The sequence below is a fragment of the Marinomonas pollencensis genome, from assembly GCF_003387375.1.
GTDB classification, from domain to species: Bacteria; Pseudomonadota; Gammaproteobacteria; order Pseudomonadales; family Marinomonadaceae; genus Marinomonas; species Marinomonas pollencensis.
In genome coordinates this window covers 62749-81066 of record NZ_QUNG01000002.1, presented here as the reverse complement: position 1 = coordinate 81066, position 18318 = coordinate 62749, and the positions used below count along the sequence as shown (strand labels likewise).

Genomic DNA, 18318 nt, shown 5'->3' with positions numbered 1-18318 from the left:
ATATGGCCGCTACATCGTTCTATTAACTTGCTCTGCCCGGCGCAATGCTTAAGTTTGTGACACCATAAAGTGCCTGGCTGTTACGCAACCAAAGCTGATACTCAAAGCCCATTAACGAGTGTTCAGTGGAACAATCCACATGCCATTGGCGTAGCAAATACCCAGCGGTTGCAGCCCTAATCTCAACCTTTAGAACGCCACCCGTCATACCATAATCCAGCTCAATCGCTTCGCTATGCTCTATGCGTGGGTGCGGCACTAACTCTAACTCAACAAAGCGATTCCATTGCCGATCTTGGGTTTCGAGCTCCGTTTCAGACAAAGTGGAATCTTCAAGCACAACCGCTGCTTTAATTCGGGTCAACACAAAGTCACGGAACTCATTATGCTTGCGGTCAAAACCACGAACATGCCAACGCAGGCCATTGTCCACCAGCGTATGCGGTACGATTTCACGGGTTGTTTCACCGCTCGATAACGACACATAGGTGATACTCAAGGCTTTGCCTTTGTGGATGGCCTCGGTGACCTTTGCCACTATAGATAGGCTTGGCTTGTTAAGGTGATAAGGCGCTTCACAAGCCAGTGGTGGTTTTACCTTTCCAGTAAAGCCATCTCCGTAACCTTGGCTAATGGTTGCCAGTGTTCTCACAACGTCATAGTCGAACAAAGGTTCAAATGCTTCACCACGCTTATGCAACTTGAGTTTTTGGTCATACTCAATGTTGCCTGGTGCAAGCTCTCGGTACATGGTGAAGTCTTTTGTTGCCTGTGCGGCGGCTATGCTGAAGCGATCGACTAAATCCGCCCGCACCGCTTCGCCCTTAAACAATAAGGTGAAGTCGATGTGGGCAATGCGATCCCTGGTTGCTTGTGGCAACTGCGCTATCTGCGAAAGCTTATCTGACTTCGCCACTACCGTTTGTTTCAGACCATCATTTGTCATGCGTCTTGTTTATCCAATTCAACCAGTTTTTTAAAAATTCTGTTTATAAAGTAAGGACCGACATCGCGAAATCACATTGAAAAGCGTCACTCAATGCTGCTCTTCATCCGCAATGACTTAGCAATCTCTACCGGTTGAAGCTGGACAGATGGCCATAAAACACTGAATAGGCTTCAACCTAATTAATTTTATTAGGTATCATCCTATCACAAATTATTTTGTAGGGAAGACTAAGCGGCAACTTTTTGATCTGGATTGCAATTGCCGCTCAGGTATAGACTTGAAGACCTTGTTTCGTGTCATTGCTGATAGCCGCTATCAATGCGCTACCCGAACCAGTGGCACCACGATGCTACCGCGATGAGCTCCCCCTTTGTCCGACTCTGTAGACATAAGGGCTCGTTGCTCACTCTCCCGAACACGCCTAGCAACTTCTGCCTGGGCTGGTAGCAATGGCAGCATCCCTTCAGCAATCGCGTCTGGGGCAGACTCTTGGCCACAGGACATCAAATGCTTCCATGGATCTTTAAGAAAGCGCTCGAACGTGATGCCAAATTCAATGATGCGGGCAGAGACGAAGATTTCGCCCCAGTATTCAATATAGGTGTCTTGGTACATGGAAAGATTCCTCTTGTTGGTTAAACCATGAGTTCACTTTCCATTTTCCTGAGGTTTTCAAATATGCAAGGGGCTATGACAAAGCTTTAAATCGATTGCGGGCATCTTTGTAGTCATAGTGGGCATGTTCTGAGCCACGATGGTACAAATCATCCAGGTAAGTTTGTTCCTGCGGCAACTCGTCTTCGCTGATTTCGCGCCACCAATGTTTGTTAGCACCTTTAACACCGTCATGCCAGCGGTAACCACGCTCTTTTAAATAGTCCTTTACGTCAAACGGCGCACCAAACGCACGAACTAACACAGTTCGCCTGTCCGCTTCAGACAACAAGTTTGCAACGGACTCGGGCAACAAATGGAACAACCAGGCCATCGCCAAACAATCGGTTGCCGCTCGGTGTCCTTCATAGAACCAACCTAAGCGAAGCAGCAGGTACTCAAGTTTTCGACTTTCAAAACCCAGCGCCTTCCAATCTATGCCACTGGCTGAACAGGCCCAAGATAGATGTCTTAATGCAGCAAACCGCTTTTCAAAGAAAGGACGATCAAACTGAGCATTGTGTGCGACCACCAGCGGATCATCGGATAACCAACTCACTACCAGTGCATCATCAATGCGCTGGCCTTGCACCATCTCATCGGTGATACCAGTTAACTCGGTAATCAGCTCGGGGATTGGCTTACCGGGATCTTCATACAGGCTGATCACATCAACAATCGACACAATCCGCTTAGCCGAGGGGCTGTAAAGCACCTTAACCATACCAAGCTCAATAATGGACTCGTCATCGGCAGACAATCCGGTTGTCTCTGTATCGAGCAGCACCATTGGCTGTTCATCACCTACCACAGGAGAGAGTTCAAGTGGCCAGGACTGCGGCTCACGCGTTAAAGGAATGCGTTCCAGCAATCTAAAATCTTCTGGTCTTTCTGGGATATCCGCGAGGCGCTCTAGCGGAAATGGCGCAGGGGCTCTTGTCATTGATGGTTCCTCTTCAATTCTATTGTTCGCTTTGAGTTATTTCACTGTGCCCTGTTCGTTTATAAACGCATTTGTACAAAATGCACCTTGGATACCTCAGAGTTTTTTTAATCTTTCTACTGGGTGAACCCATGTATGAAGGCTTTGGCTAAGCCTTTCAAAAAGCCTTAGCTAAACCGTTTAGGTAACCCTTACCGATACCCTTTACGTATGACTTAGCCAACCCCTTTTCAAACGGTTGCAAAAGGCTTTAACTGAGTTCGACTGAGCATTTTAATGATGCTCCTGACTTCGCTTTAAGCCTGTAAATTCAATACGAAGCAGAATTTTACTAACTGTTTTGAAACCCTTTACTAAGGGTTCAACAAGCCCTATCTGACGGTTACTTGACCCATGCGTTAACCAGTAGCAGTAACAGGATCAGTAACAAGAGCAGTAGGCAGAAGCAGTATTGTCCAAGCCTTTTTGGCCTTGCCCAAGGCTTGTTTTAATTAGATATTGCTTGCTAAACACCCTCTTCTTTTCCAAGCTCATTAGACCTAAAAATTTGACTAGTTAAACCTTAAACCAAAATTAATTCTGAGACTCAAAGTCATAAAAATCACTAATGATTGCTAATCACCACTCATTGTATTCTCTAAGATATCTCTTGATGTCGCTTTCCCTGACAATGACCCTTGCTTCATTGTACGTTTAGAACCATTTCAAAGTACTTAGTTAAAATAAGAGCAAAACCACTGACTGCGCTCATAAACCAATATGAAAGTATGCCTATTTTATTGATACAATTAGTAACCTATTGAATATGACTGGAAGTGAATTTTGATATCGATTTTAAAAACACTATTGCACCTATCTCTGCTCTTTTCCCTTTTATACCAGCCTGCATGGGCTGACTTAGTCGTTAAAAAGTCAAGATCATCAATTTGTCACACGCCTGAGTCTGCATCGTACTCTAGAACTAAAAACTTCAAACCATACGATACAATTAATGATTGTTTGGCAAGTGGTGGACGCTTACCAAAAGGACAAAAAAACGACTCTTCAACCATAAATCAAACAGCGCAAGGCAAGAGTAATTTAGTTACATATAAACGTAGCTATTTTGGTCATGGCTGGGACGACGAAGACAGAGACTGCCAAAACACCCGACAAGAAGTATTGATTTCTACCTCAGCAGCCTCTGTAAGGTTTGCAGACAATCAAGAATGCAGAGTCACTTTTGGACGCTGGATATCTATGTATTCAGGAAAAATACTATTTGATGCCTCCAAAGTAGACATCGATCATGTGGTACCACTCAAATGGGCGTGGGAGCATGGTGCTCAGGTCTGGAATAAAACTAAACGTGAACAATTTGCGAACGATCCAATAAACCTTGTTCCAGTAGAAGCATCTTTAAATAGATCAAAAGGAGCAAAAGGACTAGATGAGTGGCTACCGCCAGCCAATCAAGCACAGTACAAGGCACGCTTTCAAAGAATTGTTCTGAAATACGGATTACACTACTAAATGTTGTTATATTTTGTTGTACCGACAACGAATAAGATTAGCAGGTACTTAGGCTTTAATAGACATATCTTAAAGACATAATGAGATTCTTATTTATTTTAACACCCTCAAAATATGATGAATTAGCTTAATGACAACTATTGAAATTCAAAGCTTTCAAGAAATGCTTACTATTGCGAGCGACTTTGGAATCCAAAGTGTGGCACAGCTTCACTTCTTTTTAGAAGTCGCTAAAACTAACGCCCCAACATTTACCATTATAGACTTAGCTTCTACAAACGATGCCAGCTCGAAGTCTTATAAAAAAGCACTAGGGCAATTTAGAAAACTTTCCTCAGGTAGCCCTTATCGATCTAATGATGGATTAAACCTTTTGGAATATGTGGAAACAGGTATGAACCGAAGGATTTGGCTTACACCTAAAGGGCATGTGCTACTCCAATCATTAAATATAAAAGAATATGATACCTGCTCCGAACACCACTGACTAAAGTGTTAATAGACAAATCTCCATAGACAATGAAAATTAATGAAGTGTATCTCCCGTTTTCACAAAAAACTGGGACCAGTTGCCGCGAGAGAAGTAGTGCCGATGATTCAATAGGCATTCACTCTGCGACGTAGCATGTTCAGCTTATCGACTTGCCGTCGAATATCACTAAAGAACCCTTCTTTTTCGATGGCCAGCGCGAGCTCCCATTCTTTAGCCAAACCTTGGCAGTCCAAAAATGAATATCTCAGCTTCGTCTTTGAAATGCGCAGTCCCTTACTAAAGACCACCCGCTTGCCTCGTTGACCGTGAAAACTGTTGATGTACCACTCAATGCCAAACCCATACTTAAAGTCCCTGATACGGACACCAAGTAATCCCCAGTTTTTAAAAGGCTCACTCTCTCGAACCTTGTAATGAGTAACCCAAAAGTCATCAACTTCAGCTCGTGCCAGCGCTTTTAACCTGTTCGTTTCTTGCTGCAATAAATTTGATACTTCCGATTTCCATTGTTCATTGACGATTTCTACCAAACCAATTTCCCCATCCAATTAACCCCAAAAGCCAAAACCACTATCCGTTTGGCTTTTGGATCGAAACGCCAAACGTAAAACTGCCGTAACAATCACTGTTTGGCGTCTCGATATAAATCAACTCGCGCAACCCCATACCTGACAAGGGATACAGCCCGATTTCACTTAAAAACACCTAAAAAGACGTATCGTCATGAAGATACAAACCGTTTGGCGAGTTCAGGCCAGAATGCAAACGACGTTTGGCGTCTCGATTTTTTTGGCTCAGTCATCCGTCGCCAAACAGAGCCTATTCTCATACTTTTGCAAAAATGCAATAGGCAGATAGATGAAAGGATTTGTCACCTTTCTGCCCACCGCCAGTGCACCGAATCCTGATAATGACATTTGAGTGAACAGCCAGAGCACTTGGACATGCCCAAGCGTGACCAGCGCGGTTGATTGAAAACCGTTAGAGCACTTTGAGTGCACAGGAGATAAGTATGTTTGTACTAGGCGTAGATATCGGTTACTCAAACCTGAAGCTGGCCATTGGCCAATCAGGCAGTGAACCGAAAACCATTATTCTGCCTGCGGGTGCCGGTCCTGCGGATCGTATGCCGGAGCGTATCGGTGGAGGCGATGATGACACTTGTTTGTATGTGTCTGTCGATAATGAGCGTTGGGCCGCCGGTGTGCCTGCTGGACGCCTTCAAGGCTGGGAACGAGAGCTTCACCCGGAATATCCCACCACAAAAACCTATAAGGCGCTTTTTCATGCCGCCTTGTTAATGGCTGAAACAGAATCCATCGATTTGGTTGTCACTGGATTACCGGTTTCCCAGTTTCATGAACCACAACGTAAGTCTGACCTTGTGCAGCGTTTAAAAGGTGTCCATCAAGTGACGCCAAAGCGCAGCATCACCGTTCATGACGTCAAAGTGCTGCCGCAGCCTGCCGGTGCCTATATGGATCTGGTTCAAACAGGTGGTGATTTGGACTTGATTGAAGAAGGTCGCGTCGTCGTTATCGATCCCGGCTTCTTTTCTGTTGATTGGGTTGCCCTTGAGGCCGGAGAAATTCGCTACAGCTCATCAGGAACCAGTCTTCAGGCAATGTCCGTGCTACTGGAAACGATTGATAAGCTGATTTCGGAAGATCACGGTGCCAAAGTGGGTATGGATCGACTTGAAAAAGCCATGAGAACCGGCGACTTGCAGGTCCTGCTATTTGGAGAAAAAGTCGATATTTCACCTTATCTGAATGCTGCCATGAAAAAGGTAGCGCCTGTTGCTCTTACTGCCATGCGACAATCAATGCGGGACGAAAGCATCAATGCAGACTTGGTATTGATCGCCGGTGGTGGTGCCTTGACATATAAGGACGCAGCCAAAGATGTTTTCTCACGAAGTAAAATCATCGCACCAGAAGAGTCCGTACTGGCTAACGCCCGAGGCTTCTGGTTTTATGGAGCCTAATTATGAGAGTCGTCGTCAATATTCCCCAAGGGAGCCACCCTGAACTGCTCAAAGAATTGGAAAAGACGCCGCCACGGGAACGTGCTGAGCGTCTGCGGATGCTGGCTACAATAGGGATTATGCAACTTAATAGCATTCTGACTGAAGCAGCAGAAAAGCCTTTTTCAGAAGATTTTGAAATCCAAGAGAGCTCATCAACAAAGCATTCTGAATCACTCGAAGTTAAGGCTAAACGTCAGCAGTTACTAAAATCAAAACTTTCAGTGTAGTCCATGCGATAAGCAAAAAGTAACGTTTGGTAAATATCTATAGCCAATACCTCAAAACCTAAACTAAACTAAAAAATACACAGAATTCAGGGAGGAATGCCGTGAAAACACAAAATTTAGAAAAATTGCTAAAAACTTTAGCAACAATTGATTTTGAAGATATTGCTTCTGTACCTCAAGAAGAGCAACCACAGTTCGTTGAGCATGTTGAATCACTTCAAGATCAGCTGATAAAATTCTTGAAATATGAGCAAATAAACAAGAACATCACTTCTCTTATACACACGAGTTAGTCATCAAAAAATATATAAATGCCCATACCCTAGCTTAGGTACTGGGCATTCTTACTAACTAATATATTAAGCTTTATTGTTACTCAGTTGACCCGTATATCGCTGAACTTCTTTTTGGGCAATCCATTCATCTACCTCACTTTCAATCCAGCCAACTGCTCTCGCACCTAATGGTATAGGTTTAGGAAATTCATTTTTTGAGATAAATGAGTAAATCGTGCTTCTTGAACAACCAGTTTTTTGACTCAGTTCTCGCATTCGAATAATCTTTAATGACATATTTTCCACCCTCCTCACAAGAAAAAACTTAGTATCAAATATTTAGTTTTCTACAGTAGTTAGCAAAGTTCAAAAAAAATAAATCTATCTAGCCATTAACACTGTTTACGACCGAGAAAGACCCGAGAGAATGCTTAGTCAAGTAGCTACTCCATCGCTGCATCATTTCTCTACGACGCTCTAGATAGTCTGTTCGGTTATAGGCATTACGTATCTTATCTTTACCAATATGAGCAAGCGCCACTTCGATTAAATCAGGATCTTCTCCCCATTCATTCAATGTAGTGCTCGCCAAAGATCTGAATCCATGTGCAGTAGTTCGATTTTTTAACCCAATACGTTTTAATGCTTTATTGATTGACTCAGGATCAACATGACGACTGTTACTTCTTGTCGAAGGAAAGACATAAGGGCTATTGGACGTAAGTACTTTTAGTCCATCAAGTATAGATAAAGTCTCGTTAGTCAATGGAATTCGATGTTCACGTTTCATTTTCATTCGTGAGTCAGGAATCACCCACACTTTACTTTTAAAATCAATTTCATCCCAACGTGTGCCAGCTGCTTCAGAAGGCCGTGTCATAGTATGAAGCTGCCATTCAATTAGATAACGAGTTACGACATATAAATTTGCATGACCTAAAGCTCTCATTAAATCAGACACCTCATGAGGATTTAAAGACTTCATATGCTCGACAACGGGCTTTTTAAAAACATCTCTGATACCAGAAAGCGGATTATGATCAATAAAACCACTATTGACAGCGAAGTTCATAATTTCGTTTAGAAGTTGGGCTGTTCTTTTAACCGTTTCTAACTTACCAATACTCTCAGGCTCACGAAGCACCTCTATTACCACTGGAGCATTTAAAGACTTAACCGGGATATCACCAAGTTTATGAAACGCGTACTTTTCAAGTTTACGCCAGTTATCAAGCATGGTTTTACTTTTGACTTGAGTGATCTTTAACTCATGCCACTGGTCAGCAACATACTTCAAAGTATACGTTTGTAAAAGCTTGAGTTTGGCTTTGCGCTCTACACGCTCAATTTGCGGATCAATACCTTCGTGTAATAGCTTTCTCATTTCATAAGCTTTATCCCTAGCTTCTGAAAGTGTGACATCAGAGAATGAGCCAATGCCTATAAATGTCTTTTTACCAGTAACAGGTCTTGTGTATCTAAACTCCCAAAACTTTAAGTTATTAGGTTTAACATAGATATAAAGACCACCACCATCGGATTTTCGAATAGATTTGCCATTAACAGCCTTTAAGGTTTGAATTCGTTTAACAGTTAACTTATTTAAGCTAGCCATGATGCCTCCTTAATCAGCCAGTGTATGACGAGTTCGATGAAGGTAATCACGAAAAAAACAGTCATACAAAAAGCCGATTTATATCAATATTTTCAACAACTTAAACATTGTTGATGGTTAAAAAATAATGATTTTTAATTTTGAGATAGGCATTTTAAGTTCAATTAAAAAGTGTATGACTCATATTAAATGCAAGAATAGTCCTACTATCTGCACTACACTTTCTTACTGGACATAATCGTCCATATTGGACTTAATTAAACATAACTAATTGATTTATATGAATTTCAGACACAAAAAAAGACGTCCTTGGACGTCTTTTCTGTAAAGATGGCGGTGAGCAAGAGATTCGAACTCTTGATGCCTTTCGACATACACGCTTTCCAGGCGTGCTCCTTCGGCCACTCGGACAGCTCACCATATACCGGCCAATCACGCTCTGCGTAATTTGTGCGCGTATAATAATGATGAAGTCGTTGTATTGCAAACACTTTTTATAAAAAATGTGCTTTTAATTATCTATCCACTCAACACGGTCATTAATGCCTGTGTCCACTGGAGATTTTGGCTTATTGCCCACTGGAGTGCCGACATAAATCAAGCCAACAATTTGATCATTCATTTCAAGACCAAGCAGATCTTTGGTTTTCTGCGTGAAGCAAGCAGGCCCACTGCGCCACATGGTGCCATAACCCAGCGAGTTTAGCCCTAACATAGCCTGCTGCGCAGCGGCAGAGGCAGCCATTATTTGTTCTACTGCTGGCACTTTTGGGTGCACTTGAGTGCTGGCATAAACCAATAAGATCGCTGGGGCTCTGAAAGCTTTTTTAACAAACGAAGCTTCTTTATTCGCCTCAAGACCAGACACTTCGCTCAGCGCCTGCTGCCAGTAAATTTGTCCTATTTGGTTACGCCCTTCTCCTTCATACACTCGAAACCGCCAAGGTTTAAGGCCACCATGATCGGCTGCACGACTGGCTGCATCCAACACTTCAAGCCACTCATTTTTCGCTGGAGCTGGCAACTCAAGAGCTGGCTGAGACACGCGGTTGCGCATAAATTTAATAATATCATTACTCATAAAGAAGAAGGTTCCTATCGATCGGTATCCGGGTGCTGAGTTAAAAATCATTTAATGATAATGAATATCATATAACGCTTTTTAAGGTCTACCCTTTTAAAAAATAAAGAGAATTCAAAAATAAAATAACGAGGAAAAATGAGGCGGGAAAACAAAAAAATAAGGCGGTTATAATAACCGCCTTATTAGAAATTAGCTTACTTGAAAATCCAACATGCGTTGCAGTGGAATGAGCGCTTTGGTACGCGTCTGCTCTTCTACGAAGATCTCATCAGTGCCGTCTCGCAATGCATTGCGCAGTAGCTCCAAAGAGTTTAACGCCATCCAAGGACAATGCGCACAACTGCGACAATTAGCACCAGAACCGGCTGTTGGCGCCTCTACAAAACGCTTATCAGGTGAGGCCTGCTTCATTTTGTAAAAAATGCCTCGATCCGTTGCCACAATAAAGGTGTCGTTAGGCATTTCTTTAGAGGCTTTTAACAGCTGAGAAGTAGAGCCCACAACGTCTGCCACTTCTACTACTGGCTCAGGAGATTCTGGGTGAACCAATACAGCGGCATCAGGGTAAATTTCTTTCAGGTCAAGAATGCCTTTGGCTTTAAATTCTTCATGGACAATACAAGCACCGTCCCAAAGAATCATATCAGCACCTGTTTCGCGCTGGATATAACCACCAAGATGTTGGTCAGGCGCCCAGATAATCTTCTCACCCATGTCATTTAAGTGATTTACCACATCCAGTGCAATACTTGATGTAACAACCCAATCTGCACGCGCTTTTACGGCTGCGGATGTGTTGGCATAAACCACAACTTTGCGATCTGGGTATTGGTCACAGAAAGCAGAGAAATCATCAATCGGACAACCAATGTCCAATGAGCAAGTGGCTTCCAGCGTTGGCATTAAAATGGTTTTTTCTGGGCTTAAAATTTTAGCCGTTTCACCCATGAATTTAACACCAGCCACTACCAGAGTGTCTGCTTCATGATTGGCGCCGAATCGAGCCATTTCTAGGGAGTCAGCGATCACACCGCCAGTTTCTTCTGCCAACTCTTGAATCGCATCATCAGTATAATAATGAGCCACTAATACGGCATTTTTTTGCTTCAAAAGTGTTTTGATTTCTTGGCGAAGCGCCTCATTGTCTAAGGCTGGGCTTTCAAGGGATTTTTCAGCGGCAGATAGGTGTTGTTGAACAGTAGCTCGTAATGCAACTTTATCGAAAAGTTCGGACATACTATTACCCCTTTTAGGCACTTAGACCGAGGTGATATTTGGTGGGTCGTACTGGATTCGAACCAGTGACCAATTGATTAAAAGTCAACTGCTCTACCAACTGAGCTAACGACCCAAAAATCACGGAAAGATATTAAATAAGAAAAAGTTGGTGGGTCGTACTGGATTCGAACCAGTGACCAATTGATTAAAAGTCAACTGCTCTACCAACTGAGCTAACGACCCAACGGGTTGCGTATAATACAGAGCCCGTTGAGAATTGCAAGCTATTTCATACCAGTTAAATAACTTGTTGCTAGCTTAGCAGATTTGCTTTCAGGAAAGCGGCTAATGACATCTTGTAGATAAGACTTAGATGCACTGGCATTGCCCAACTGGTCATTGACAATTCCAAGTTTATACAGAGCATCAGGCTCTTTGCTGTGCCCTGGGAACTTTTTAATGACAATGTTGAAGGATTTTGCAGCCTCTTGGGGCTTACCCAAGACAAGCTTTAATTCTCCAAGCCAGTAATAGCCATTACCAGTCAGAGTATTATCAGGATAATCTTTTACGAATTCAGTAAAAGCAACTTCGGCCGTTTCAAATTGCTTACTGCGGATCAAACCATAAGCATCATCGTACGCAGAGCGAGCTTGTGGTGAAACTGGCGTGAGTGCAATCGGTGCCAACTGAACCGAAGACAAGCTACTGGCCGCCTCGCTTTTCACAACAGGTGCCGGCGCGGGTGCTGCACTGGCAATTGCTTGAGAAGCTTGGCTTTCTTGCCGAGCAGCAGAAGCCGACATTAACAGAGAAATACGCTTATCAAGATCAATATAACGATCTCGCTGTTGGGCTTTCATTTGCGACAACTCATGCCCTTGCTCTTCTAACTGCCCCCTAAGATCTCGTACTTCCGATTGGAGCGCATCTAACTGTGAAAGCAATTCGGCTGCGGCATGAGCGGGCAAGGTTCCTGCCTGCTGATTAGCAGCCATTGCTAGTGGGGCTGTTAAAAACAGCCCCACTGCAAAGGAGCGAGAAATAAGCTTATTTACGATCATTTTTCGTAACGCACTTCTACTCGACGGTTTAACTGCCAAGAAGAGGCATCATGAGCAAAGGCAACTGGCACTTCTTCACCGAAGCTAACCGTTTCGATTTGAGATGCTGCAACGCCTTGAATGGTCAAGTAACGGCTAACTGCTTTAGCACGACGCTCACCCAATGCCATGTTGTATTCACGAGTACCACGCTCATCCGCATGACCTTCTAAAACAACACGTGCTTCTGGGTTAGCGATAAGGTACTGAGCATGCTTAGCAAGAGCTTCACGGGCAGCTGGACGAACCACAGATTTATCGAAGTCGAAGTAGAATACAGTTTGCACGCCATCAAGCATCGCCATGCTGTTTGCATCGTCAGCCGCAGCTTGACCATCATCAACAATAACACTGCTTACTGCGCCATCTTGGCCTGCGCCGTAAGATTGATCCGCTGCTGCTGCAGCATCTGCCGCCGCTTGTTCAGCTGTTGCAGTAGCTTCGTCTGTTGCTGTTGTTGCAGAATCTGTGTCAGTTGATGTTGTACTACAACCTGCAATCCAAGCCGCAGATAAACCAATTACAGCAAACTTACCTAGTTTATTTACACTCATTATTCACTCCTTAATGTCTTTATTTGAAGTACGGAGACCATGATGGTTCACGTACATCTCCATCTGCTGACGGCAGCTTGTATTTAACAAGCCCATCAACGGATACCACTGCCAATATGCCTTTTCCATTTTCAGTAGTGGCATACATCACCATGCTACCATTCGGCGCAATCGTTGGCGATTCGTCTAAATAGGTACGAGTTAATATTTTTACTCGACCTGTTTTCATGTCTTGTAATGCGATGTGGTAATTGCCATCGTCTTTTTGAACAGTAACCAAGTAGCGCCCATCAGGTGTTGTCGCGGCTTTGGTGTTTGAATCACCTTCAAACGTAACACGCTCTACACGCTTTGTCTTAACATCCAAACGATATATTTGCGGATTACCACCACGGTCTGAGGTAAAGATAATGCCTTTACCATCTGGCTCCCAGCTCGGTTCTGTATCAATAGCATAATGATTCGTCATACGCTCTAATTTTTGTGTAGCAATTGTTAACGTATAGATTTCTGGGTTGCCATCTTTAGATAATACCAAGGCCAATTTCTTACCATCTGGCGACCAAGCCGGCGCACCATTAAGCCCTCTAAAGCGAGCCACTTGCTGTCTTTTACCTGTCGCCAGCTCTTGAATAAAGATATTAGGACGACGATTTCTAAACATCACATACGCAATGTATTTGCCATTACGGCTCCACGAAGGAGACAAGATCGGCTCTTTGGACTCGACAATCACCTGAGGTCGGTGCCCATCGGCGTCAGCCACTTGTAATTTGAAAGTAGGCGCTAATCTGTCCCCTTCCGTGGTCACATAAAGAATGCGTGTGCTGAATGCACCAGGAAGCCCAGTTAGCAGCTGATAAACCTTATCGCTAATATAGTGCGCAGCATCACGAAGATTGCTGCTGTTAACGTCAATAGAAGCGTGTTTTTCAACCGGTTTTTGACTCAATACGTTAAGCAGTTCAAAACCAACTCGGTAACGGTTCGTGGCAATTTTTTTGACTGAGCCAATAACCACATAATCGCTCTTTAACAAACGCCAGTCGCGGTAAAACACATCCGCTTCTTTTGAGGGCTGGCTCAACATACTAGAACGAGGAATCGCCTGAAACAAACCACTTCGCGTCAAATCATCTTGTACGATTTGAGCAATATCTTCAGGCAGTGCGTCTGTGCCATCATAACCAAAAGGCACCACGGCAATAGGCAATAACTGGTCTGCGCCGCTGGTCACTTCAATAACAAGCTGCGCACGAGCGGTGCTTGCAAAAACGAAGCAGGTGAAAAATACTAAGAACCATTTACGTAACATCATTAGTTTCTTAAGTCCTGTGGATTAAAAATAATTACAACTTTACGGAAGTTTCTATCAAACACATAAGGGTCCACATCCGATAACTCTTTAACAACAATACTTCTTGCTGCATTGGCGGCGCGCTGGTCAAACAACGCATCACCACTTCCTTTTATAATATTCACCGCTAAAACCTCACCCGAAGGTAAGAAAGAAATAGCCAACTCAGTTTTCATGCCATTACGAGCACTCGGTGGTCGGTTCCATGCAGCGGCGATACGATTATTAATCAAACCACTAATAGATTGAACCATCTGCGCTTCTTCTGCGGCTTTCTTTTCTTGCTCCGCTTGTTTTGCTGCGGCGGCTTCAGCCGCTTCTTGTGCCAAACGTTCTTTTTCTGCGGCTCTAGCTGCAGCTTGTTGTCTCTGTTTCTCTTGTTCCGCTAAACGCTTCGCCTCTTCTGCTTGTCTTTTCTTTTCTGCGGCGGCTTTCTCTTGCGCTATGCGTTTTTTCTTTTCTGCTTGTTGTTTTGCCAGTAAGGCTTCTTGCTGTTTCTTCTTAGCCGCGGCCGCAGCCTTTTGCTTCTCTTCAGCCGCTTTTTTCTTGGCAGCAGCCTGTTCAACGGCTCTCTTCTTCGCTTCTTTAGCTTGCGCTAATTTTTTCTTTTGGGCTTCCAGCGCCTTTCGCTGCTCAAGCTTTTTGGCTTTTTGCTGCGCTTCCCTTTCTTTTTCCTTTTTGGCTATAGCCTGTTGCTGAAGGGCTTTTTTCTTTTCCTCTTCACGCTTACCTATAACGGTTTCAGACACATCCACCACAGTGGCATTCACAATGGGCGGCCGTTTAGGCGCTGGCTTTTCGCTGTCGCTGAAATCCACGGCAACAAAGAAAACCCCGATAATCACCATATGAAGCGCAATGGCGAAAAAAGCAGGCACTCCATAACTGTCTTTACTCAGCAACTTCATTAATTATTGTCCGGCTCAGTAACCAACCCTACATTTGGCACCCCTGCCCCCTGTAAAGCCACCATCAAACCAACCACAGCACCATATGAAACGTCTTTATCACCACGCACTAGCACTGGTGTATTAGGATTTTGGTTTAATACTTTCGTCACACGGTCCTGCAAAGCGGCCAGCGTGATAGGCTCTTGTTTGCCACCAACATCAAGGTAAAACTGCCCACTGCTGTCCACCGACGCTATCATGACGTCTGTTTCTGTCTGCTGAATCGGAGACGCATTTGCATTAGGCAACTTAACATCCACTCCCTGGGTCAGCATGGGTGCGGTAATCATAAAGATCACCAACAAAACCAGCATAACATCAATGTAGGGAACCACATTGATTTCCGACATTGGGCGACGTTTTTGTCTTCTTCTTGCGCGAGGCACTATGCTACGCCTCCCTCTTTCACATGCACCTTGCGGTGAAGAATGCTGGTGAATTCGTCAGAGAAATTTTCATAACCAGATGCAAGAGAGTCGGTAACGGTGGAGAATCGGTTATAAGCAATAACCGCCGGAATCGCCGCCACCAAACCAATCGCGGTGGCTATCAGTGCTTCTGCAATACCTGGTGCAACGGTCGCTAGAGTAGCTTGCTGCACGTCTGCCAAACCGATAAAGGAATGCATAATCCCCCAAACCGTACCAAACAGGCCAATATACGGGCTGGTCGAACCAACCGTGGCCAAAAAAGAAAGGTGCTTTTCTAATTTCTCTTCTTCACGATATAGAGCCACTCGCATAGCACGCTGAACCCCTTCCATCACAGCATCAGGCTCTACATTATGGCTTTGACGTAGGCGCGTAAATTCTTTTATACCCGAGGTAAAAATACTCTCAATGCCTTCTACTTTGCGGCCTTCTTGAGTCAGTTTTTTATACAATTTGCTCAAATCAATGCCAGACCAAAATTCGTCTTCGAATGTCGTTCTTACTTTTCTCGCTTGCTTTAGGACACGCATTCTTTGAAAAATAACAATCCAAGAAAAGACGGATGCTGCCAACAGTATCAACATAACCATTTGCACAACAAAACTAGCGCTGGCAATTAACCCCAAAATGGACATTTTTAACCTCTATTTAAAATCTGTAGGTAACTGATAATTAAAATGCTCGTAGGCACGCTTGGTGACTTGGCGACCTCGTGGCGTTCGTATCACAAAGCCTTGTTGTATTAAAAAAGGCTCAATCACGTCTTCTATTGTGTCTTTGTCTTCGCCAACGGCAGCAGCAACACTGTCTAGCCCGACCGGCCTTCCGTCGAACTTCTCTATCATAGTCAATAACATACGTCGATCTAGGTGATCAAATCCCTGACTATCTACACTTAACATATCTAGCGCTCGCTGGGCAACTTTTTGGCCCACCAATTCTTCACCACTGACTTGCGCCACATCCCTCACGCGGCGCAATAAACGGTTAGCGATACGCGGCGTGCCGCGAGAACGACGCGCCACTTCAAAACTACCTGATTGATCCAGTTGCATGCCCATTTTACTCGCCGAACGCGCCACAATGGTCGTCAGCGCTTCAACATCATAAAACTCTAAACGCTGCACAATGCCAAAGCGATCACGCAATGGCGAGGTCAACAACCCTGCTCGCGTGGTTGCTCCGACCAAAGTAAAAGGCGGGAGTTCAATTTTAATTGAGCGCGCCGCTGGGCCTTCACCAATCATGATATCCAATTGGTAATCTTCCATTGCGGGATACAAGACCTCCTCAATGGCAGGGCTTAAGCGATGAATCTCATCAATAAAAAGCACATCCCCTTCATTAAGGTTGGTTAGCAAAGCCGCCAAATCCCCCGCTCTTTCAAGCACAGGTCCAGATGTGGTTTTGATCTCGGCGCCCATTTCATTGGCGATGATATTCGCCAGTGTTGTTTTACCCAGCCCAGGAGGGCCAAATATCAACGAGTGATCTAATGGCTCACCGCGCTGTCGCGCCGCTTGGATAAAAATATCCATTTGCTCTTTTACCACGGGCTGGCCTATGTACTCAGCCAGTGATTGCGGTCGAATCGCTCGATCTACTTGGCGATCTGTGCCTTTTAATTCTGCTGAGATAATGCGATCACTTTCTATCATCTTTTATTACCTTAGCATGGCTTTTAGCGCAGCTTTAATGACCTCTTCACTGCTGGCGGCATCCACCGGCACAGTCGCAATCGCTTTAGCGGCTTCTTGTGGTTTGTACCCCAAAGAAACAAGCGCCGCTTCGGCTTCTTGTCTTGGGTCAGCTTTAATTTGTTTCAATACCGCCGGAGCAGTAAATAGGTCGGTTTTGGCAGCTTGCCCGAGTTTATCTCTCAACTCGACGATTAAACGCTCAGCGGTCTTTTTGCCAACTCCAGGAATGCGAGTAAGCGCCGTCACATCCGAATCCTGAACATTGGCGATCAATTCTTCTGATGACATGCTCGACAGCACCGCCAATGCCATCTTAGGGCCGATGCCATTGACCTTAATCAGCACTTTAAAAAGCGCTCGCTCGCTTTTATCAATAAAACCATAAAGGGTTTGTGAATCTTCTTTCACTTGAAAATGCGTGTACAGCACGACACTACCGCCAATCGGAGGCAATTCATAAATCGTGGTCATTGAAGCACTTAATTCATAACCGATGCCATTTACATCCACCAATAATTCCGGTGGTGTCTTTTCGATCAATGTTCCAGCAATCCTACCTATCACACCGTTTTCCTTATATCCATTTCAGACCAACGTTTTGCCGTTCGGCCTGCTCTCTTGCCCACACCGTATTCCAGTCCGCCCGAAGTTCTTGTATTTGCATGACACAAGGCAATGGCCAATGCATCGGCAGCGTCCGCTTGCGGGGGAGAAGGCAAACCTAATAATAACTGCACCATTGACTGCACTTGTGTTTTATCGGCATTACCGTTGCCCACCACAGACTGTTTTACTCGGCGTGCTGCGTATTCGTTAACCGACAATTCTTGCAACGCGGCCGCGACAATCGCCGCCCCTCTTGCTTGCCCAAGTTTTAGCGCTGAGTTAGCGTTCTTTGCTAGAAACACTTCTTCGATCGCAAATTCATTAGGAATGTATTCTTCTAGTAAGGTGGTGACAGAATTAAAAATCACCTTGAGGCGCACCGACAAAGCTTCATCTGGTAACCGGATACAACCGCTATTCACATAAACAGACTTACCATTTGTCACATCAATAATGCCAAAGCCGGTGATTCTTGAGCCTGGGTCGATTGCTAAAATCCTGGTGGTCGCCATCATTTACCTATCAAAAGAAAATATTACTGTATATTTCAACAGCCTTTAATTTACAGAGTATACAATCCTGACATAAAAAAAGGCCGTTTAATAACGGCCTTTTACA

The 18318-nt window shown here is 44.3% G+C and carries 22 protein-coding genes and 3 tRNA genes; 5 read left to right on the top strand and 20 right to left on the bottom strand.

All coding sequences use genetic code 11. The annotated features are described in order from the left end of the window. Positions 1–22: 22 nt before the first annotated feature. The 3 genes from DFP81_RS03305 to DFP81_RS03295 form a co-directional block, all read right to left on the bottom strand. The gene (locus DFP81_RS03305; protein WP_115896353.1) at positions 23–946 is read right to left on the bottom strand and encodes a WYL domain-containing protein; all 924 of its coding nucleotides are present in this window, start codon (positions 944–946) and stop codon (positions 23–25) included. A 318-nt stretch (positions 947–1264) separates the two neighbouring features. Beyond that, positions 1265–1564, bottom strand: a complete 300-nt coding sequence (locus DFP81_RS03300; RefSeq protein ID WP_115896352.1) for a hypothetical protein — start codon at positions 1562–1564, stop codon at positions 1265–1267. 73 nt (positions 1565–1637) lie between these two features. Then, positions 1638–2546: a 3'-5' exonuclease gene (locus tag DFP81_RS03295; RefSeq protein ID WP_115896351.1), complete on the bottom strand. Its 909-nt coding sequence runs from the start codon at positions 2544–2546 to the stop codon at positions 1638–1640. Between the two features lie 822 nt (positions 2547–3368). On the opposite strand from DFP81_RS03295, the gene DFP81_RS03290 reads away from it, so the two are divergent. Both DFP81_RS03290 and DFP81_RS03285 read left to right on the top strand, forming a co-directional pair. Then, positions 3369–4058 (top strand): HNH endonuclease family protein, encoded by a 690-nt coding sequence (locus DFP81_RS03290; RefSeq protein WP_220342798.1) that lies wholly within the window; start codon positions 3369–3371, stop codon positions 4056–4058. 130 nt (positions 4059–4188) lie between these two features. Next, positions 4189–4545, top strand: coding sequence for a hypothetical protein (locus DFP81_RS03285; protein WP_115896350.1), 357 nt, complete (start codon positions 4189–4191; stop codon positions 4543–4545). Between the two features lie 110 nt (positions 4546–4655). Here DFP81_RS03285 and mobI read toward each other — a convergent pair whose 3' ends face one another. Beyond that, positions 4656–5099 carry a conjugative transfer protein MobI(A/C) gene (gene mobI / locus DFP81_RS03280; protein ID WP_115896349.1) on the bottom strand — a complete coding sequence of 148 codons (444 nt, stop codon included), beginning with the start codon at positions 5097–5099 and terminating at the stop codon, positions 4656–4658. 464 nt (positions 5100–5563) lie between these two features. Here mobI and DFP81_RS03275 point away from each other — a divergent pair, with 464 nt between their 5' ends. The 3 genes from DFP81_RS03275 to DFP81_RS03265 all read left to right on the top strand — a co-directional run bounded on the left by DFP81_RS03275 (position 5564) and on the right by DFP81_RS03265 (position 7100). Beyond that, the gene (locus DFP81_RS03275) at positions 5564–6538 is read left to right on the top strand and encodes a ParM/StbA family protein (protein ID WP_115896348.1); all 975 of its coding nucleotides are present in this window, start codon (positions 5564–5566) and stop codon (positions 6536–6538) included. Between the two features lie 2 nt (positions 6539–6540). Then, on the top strand, positions 6541–6807 hold the full coding sequence (locus DFP81_RS03270) for a hypothetical protein (RefSeq protein WP_115896347.1): 267 nt from the start codon (positions 6541–6543) through the stop codon (positions 6805–6807). Positions 6808–6908: 101 nt separating this feature from the next. Continuing rightward, positions 6909–7100 carry a hypothetical protein gene (locus DFP81_RS03265; protein WP_115896346.1) on the top strand — a complete coding sequence of 64 codons (192 nt, stop codon included), beginning with the start codon at positions 6909–6911 and terminating at the stop codon, positions 7098–7100. A gap of 66 nt (positions 7101–7166) precedes the next feature. Here the strand turns inward: DFP81_RS03265 and DFP81_RS03260 are convergent, their stop codons facing one another. The 16 genes from DFP81_RS03260 to ruvC form a co-directional block, all read right to left on the bottom strand. After that, on the bottom strand, positions 7167–7379 hold the full coding sequence (locus DFP81_RS03260; protein WP_115896345.1) for a helix-turn-helix transcriptional regulator: 213 nt from the start codon (positions 7377–7379) through the stop codon (positions 7167–7169). 88 nt (positions 7380–7467) lie between these two features. Beyond that, positions 7468–8697: a tyrosine-type recombinase/integrase gene (locus DFP81_RS03255; protein ID WP_115896344.1), complete on the bottom strand. Its 1230-nt coding sequence runs from the start codon at positions 8695–8697 to the stop codon at positions 7468–7470. Positions 8698–9028: 331 nt separating this feature from the next. Next, positions 9029–9116 (bottom strand) — tRNA-Ser (locus DFP81_RS03250). Positions 9117–9208: 92 nt separating this feature from the next. Beyond that, on the bottom strand, positions 9209–9778 hold the full coding sequence (locus tag DFP81_RS03245; protein ID WP_115896343.1) for a nitroreductase family protein: 570 nt from the start codon (positions 9776–9778) through the stop codon (positions 9209–9211). A gap of 192 nt (positions 9779–9970) precedes the next feature. After that, complete coding sequence (gene nadA / locus DFP81_RS03240) at positions 9971–11017, bottom strand: quinolinate synthase NadA (RefSeq protein ID WP_115896342.1); 1047 nt, start codon at positions 11015–11017, stop codon at positions 9971–9973. Between the two features lie 39 nt (positions 11018–11056). After that, positions 11057–11132: transfer RNA gene (locus tag DFP81_RS03235), tRNA-Lys, on the bottom strand. Between the two features lie 34 nt (positions 11133–11166). After that, a tRNA-Lys gene (locus DFP81_RS03230) sits at positions 11167–11242 on the bottom strand. Between the two features lie 41 nt (positions 11243–11283). Then, positions 11284–12063: a tol-pal system protein YbgF gene (ybgF, locus tag DFP81_RS03225; protein WP_115896341.1), complete on the bottom strand. Its 780-nt coding sequence runs from the start codon at positions 12061–12063 to the stop codon at positions 11284–11286. After that, positions 12060–12656, bottom strand: a complete 597-nt coding sequence (pal, locus tag DFP81_RS03220) for a peptidoglycan-associated lipoprotein Pal (protein WP_115896340.1) — start codon at positions 12654–12656, stop codon at positions 12060–12062. Before pal ends, ybgF begins: the two co-directional genes overlap by 4 nt. Positions 12657–12675: 19 nt before the next feature. Next, positions 12676–13974, bottom strand: coding sequence for a Tol-Pal system beta propeller repeat protein TolB (gene tolB, locus DFP81_RS03215; RefSeq protein ID WP_115896339.1), 1299 nt, complete (start codon positions 13972–13974; stop codon positions 12676–12678). Beyond that, positions 13974–14921 carry a cell envelope integrity protein TolA gene (gene tolA, locus DFP81_RS03210; protein WP_115896338.1) on the bottom strand — a complete coding sequence of 316 codons (948 nt, stop codon included), beginning with the start codon at positions 14919–14921 and terminating at the stop codon, positions 13974–13976. The genes tolB and tolA overlap by 1 nt, the downstream gene beginning before the upstream one ends. Continuing rightward, complete coding sequence (tolR, locus tag DFP81_RS03205) at positions 14921–15349, bottom strand: protein TolR (RefSeq protein WP_115896337.1); 429 nt, start codon at positions 15347–15349, stop codon at positions 14921–14923. Before tolR ends, tolA begins: the two co-directional genes overlap by 1 nt. Then, positions 15349–16029, bottom strand: a complete 681-nt coding sequence (gene tolQ / locus DFP81_RS03200) for a protein TolQ (protein ID WP_115896336.1) — start codon at positions 16027–16029, stop codon at positions 15349–15351. Before tolQ ends, tolR begins: the two co-directional genes overlap by 1 nt. Positions 16030–16038: 9 nt before the next feature. Further along, positions 16039–17052, bottom strand: a complete 1014-nt coding sequence (ruvB, locus tag DFP81_RS03195; RefSeq protein ID WP_115896335.1) for a Holliday junction branch migration DNA helicase RuvB — start codon at positions 17050–17052, stop codon at positions 16039–16041. Positions 17053–17058: 6 nt separating this feature from the next. Beyond that, positions 17059–17658: a Holliday junction branch migration protein RuvA gene (gene ruvA, locus DFP81_RS03190; RefSeq protein ID WP_115896334.1), complete on the bottom strand. Its 600-nt coding sequence runs from the start codon at positions 17656–17658 to the stop codon at positions 17059–17061. After that, positions 17655–18212, bottom strand: coding sequence for a crossover junction endodeoxyribonuclease RuvC (gene ruvC / locus DFP81_RS03185; RefSeq protein WP_115896333.1), 558 nt, complete (start codon positions 18210–18212; stop codon positions 17655–17657). The genes ruvA and ruvC overlap by 4 nt, the downstream gene beginning before the upstream one ends. Positions 18213–18318 lie beyond the last annotated feature (106 nt).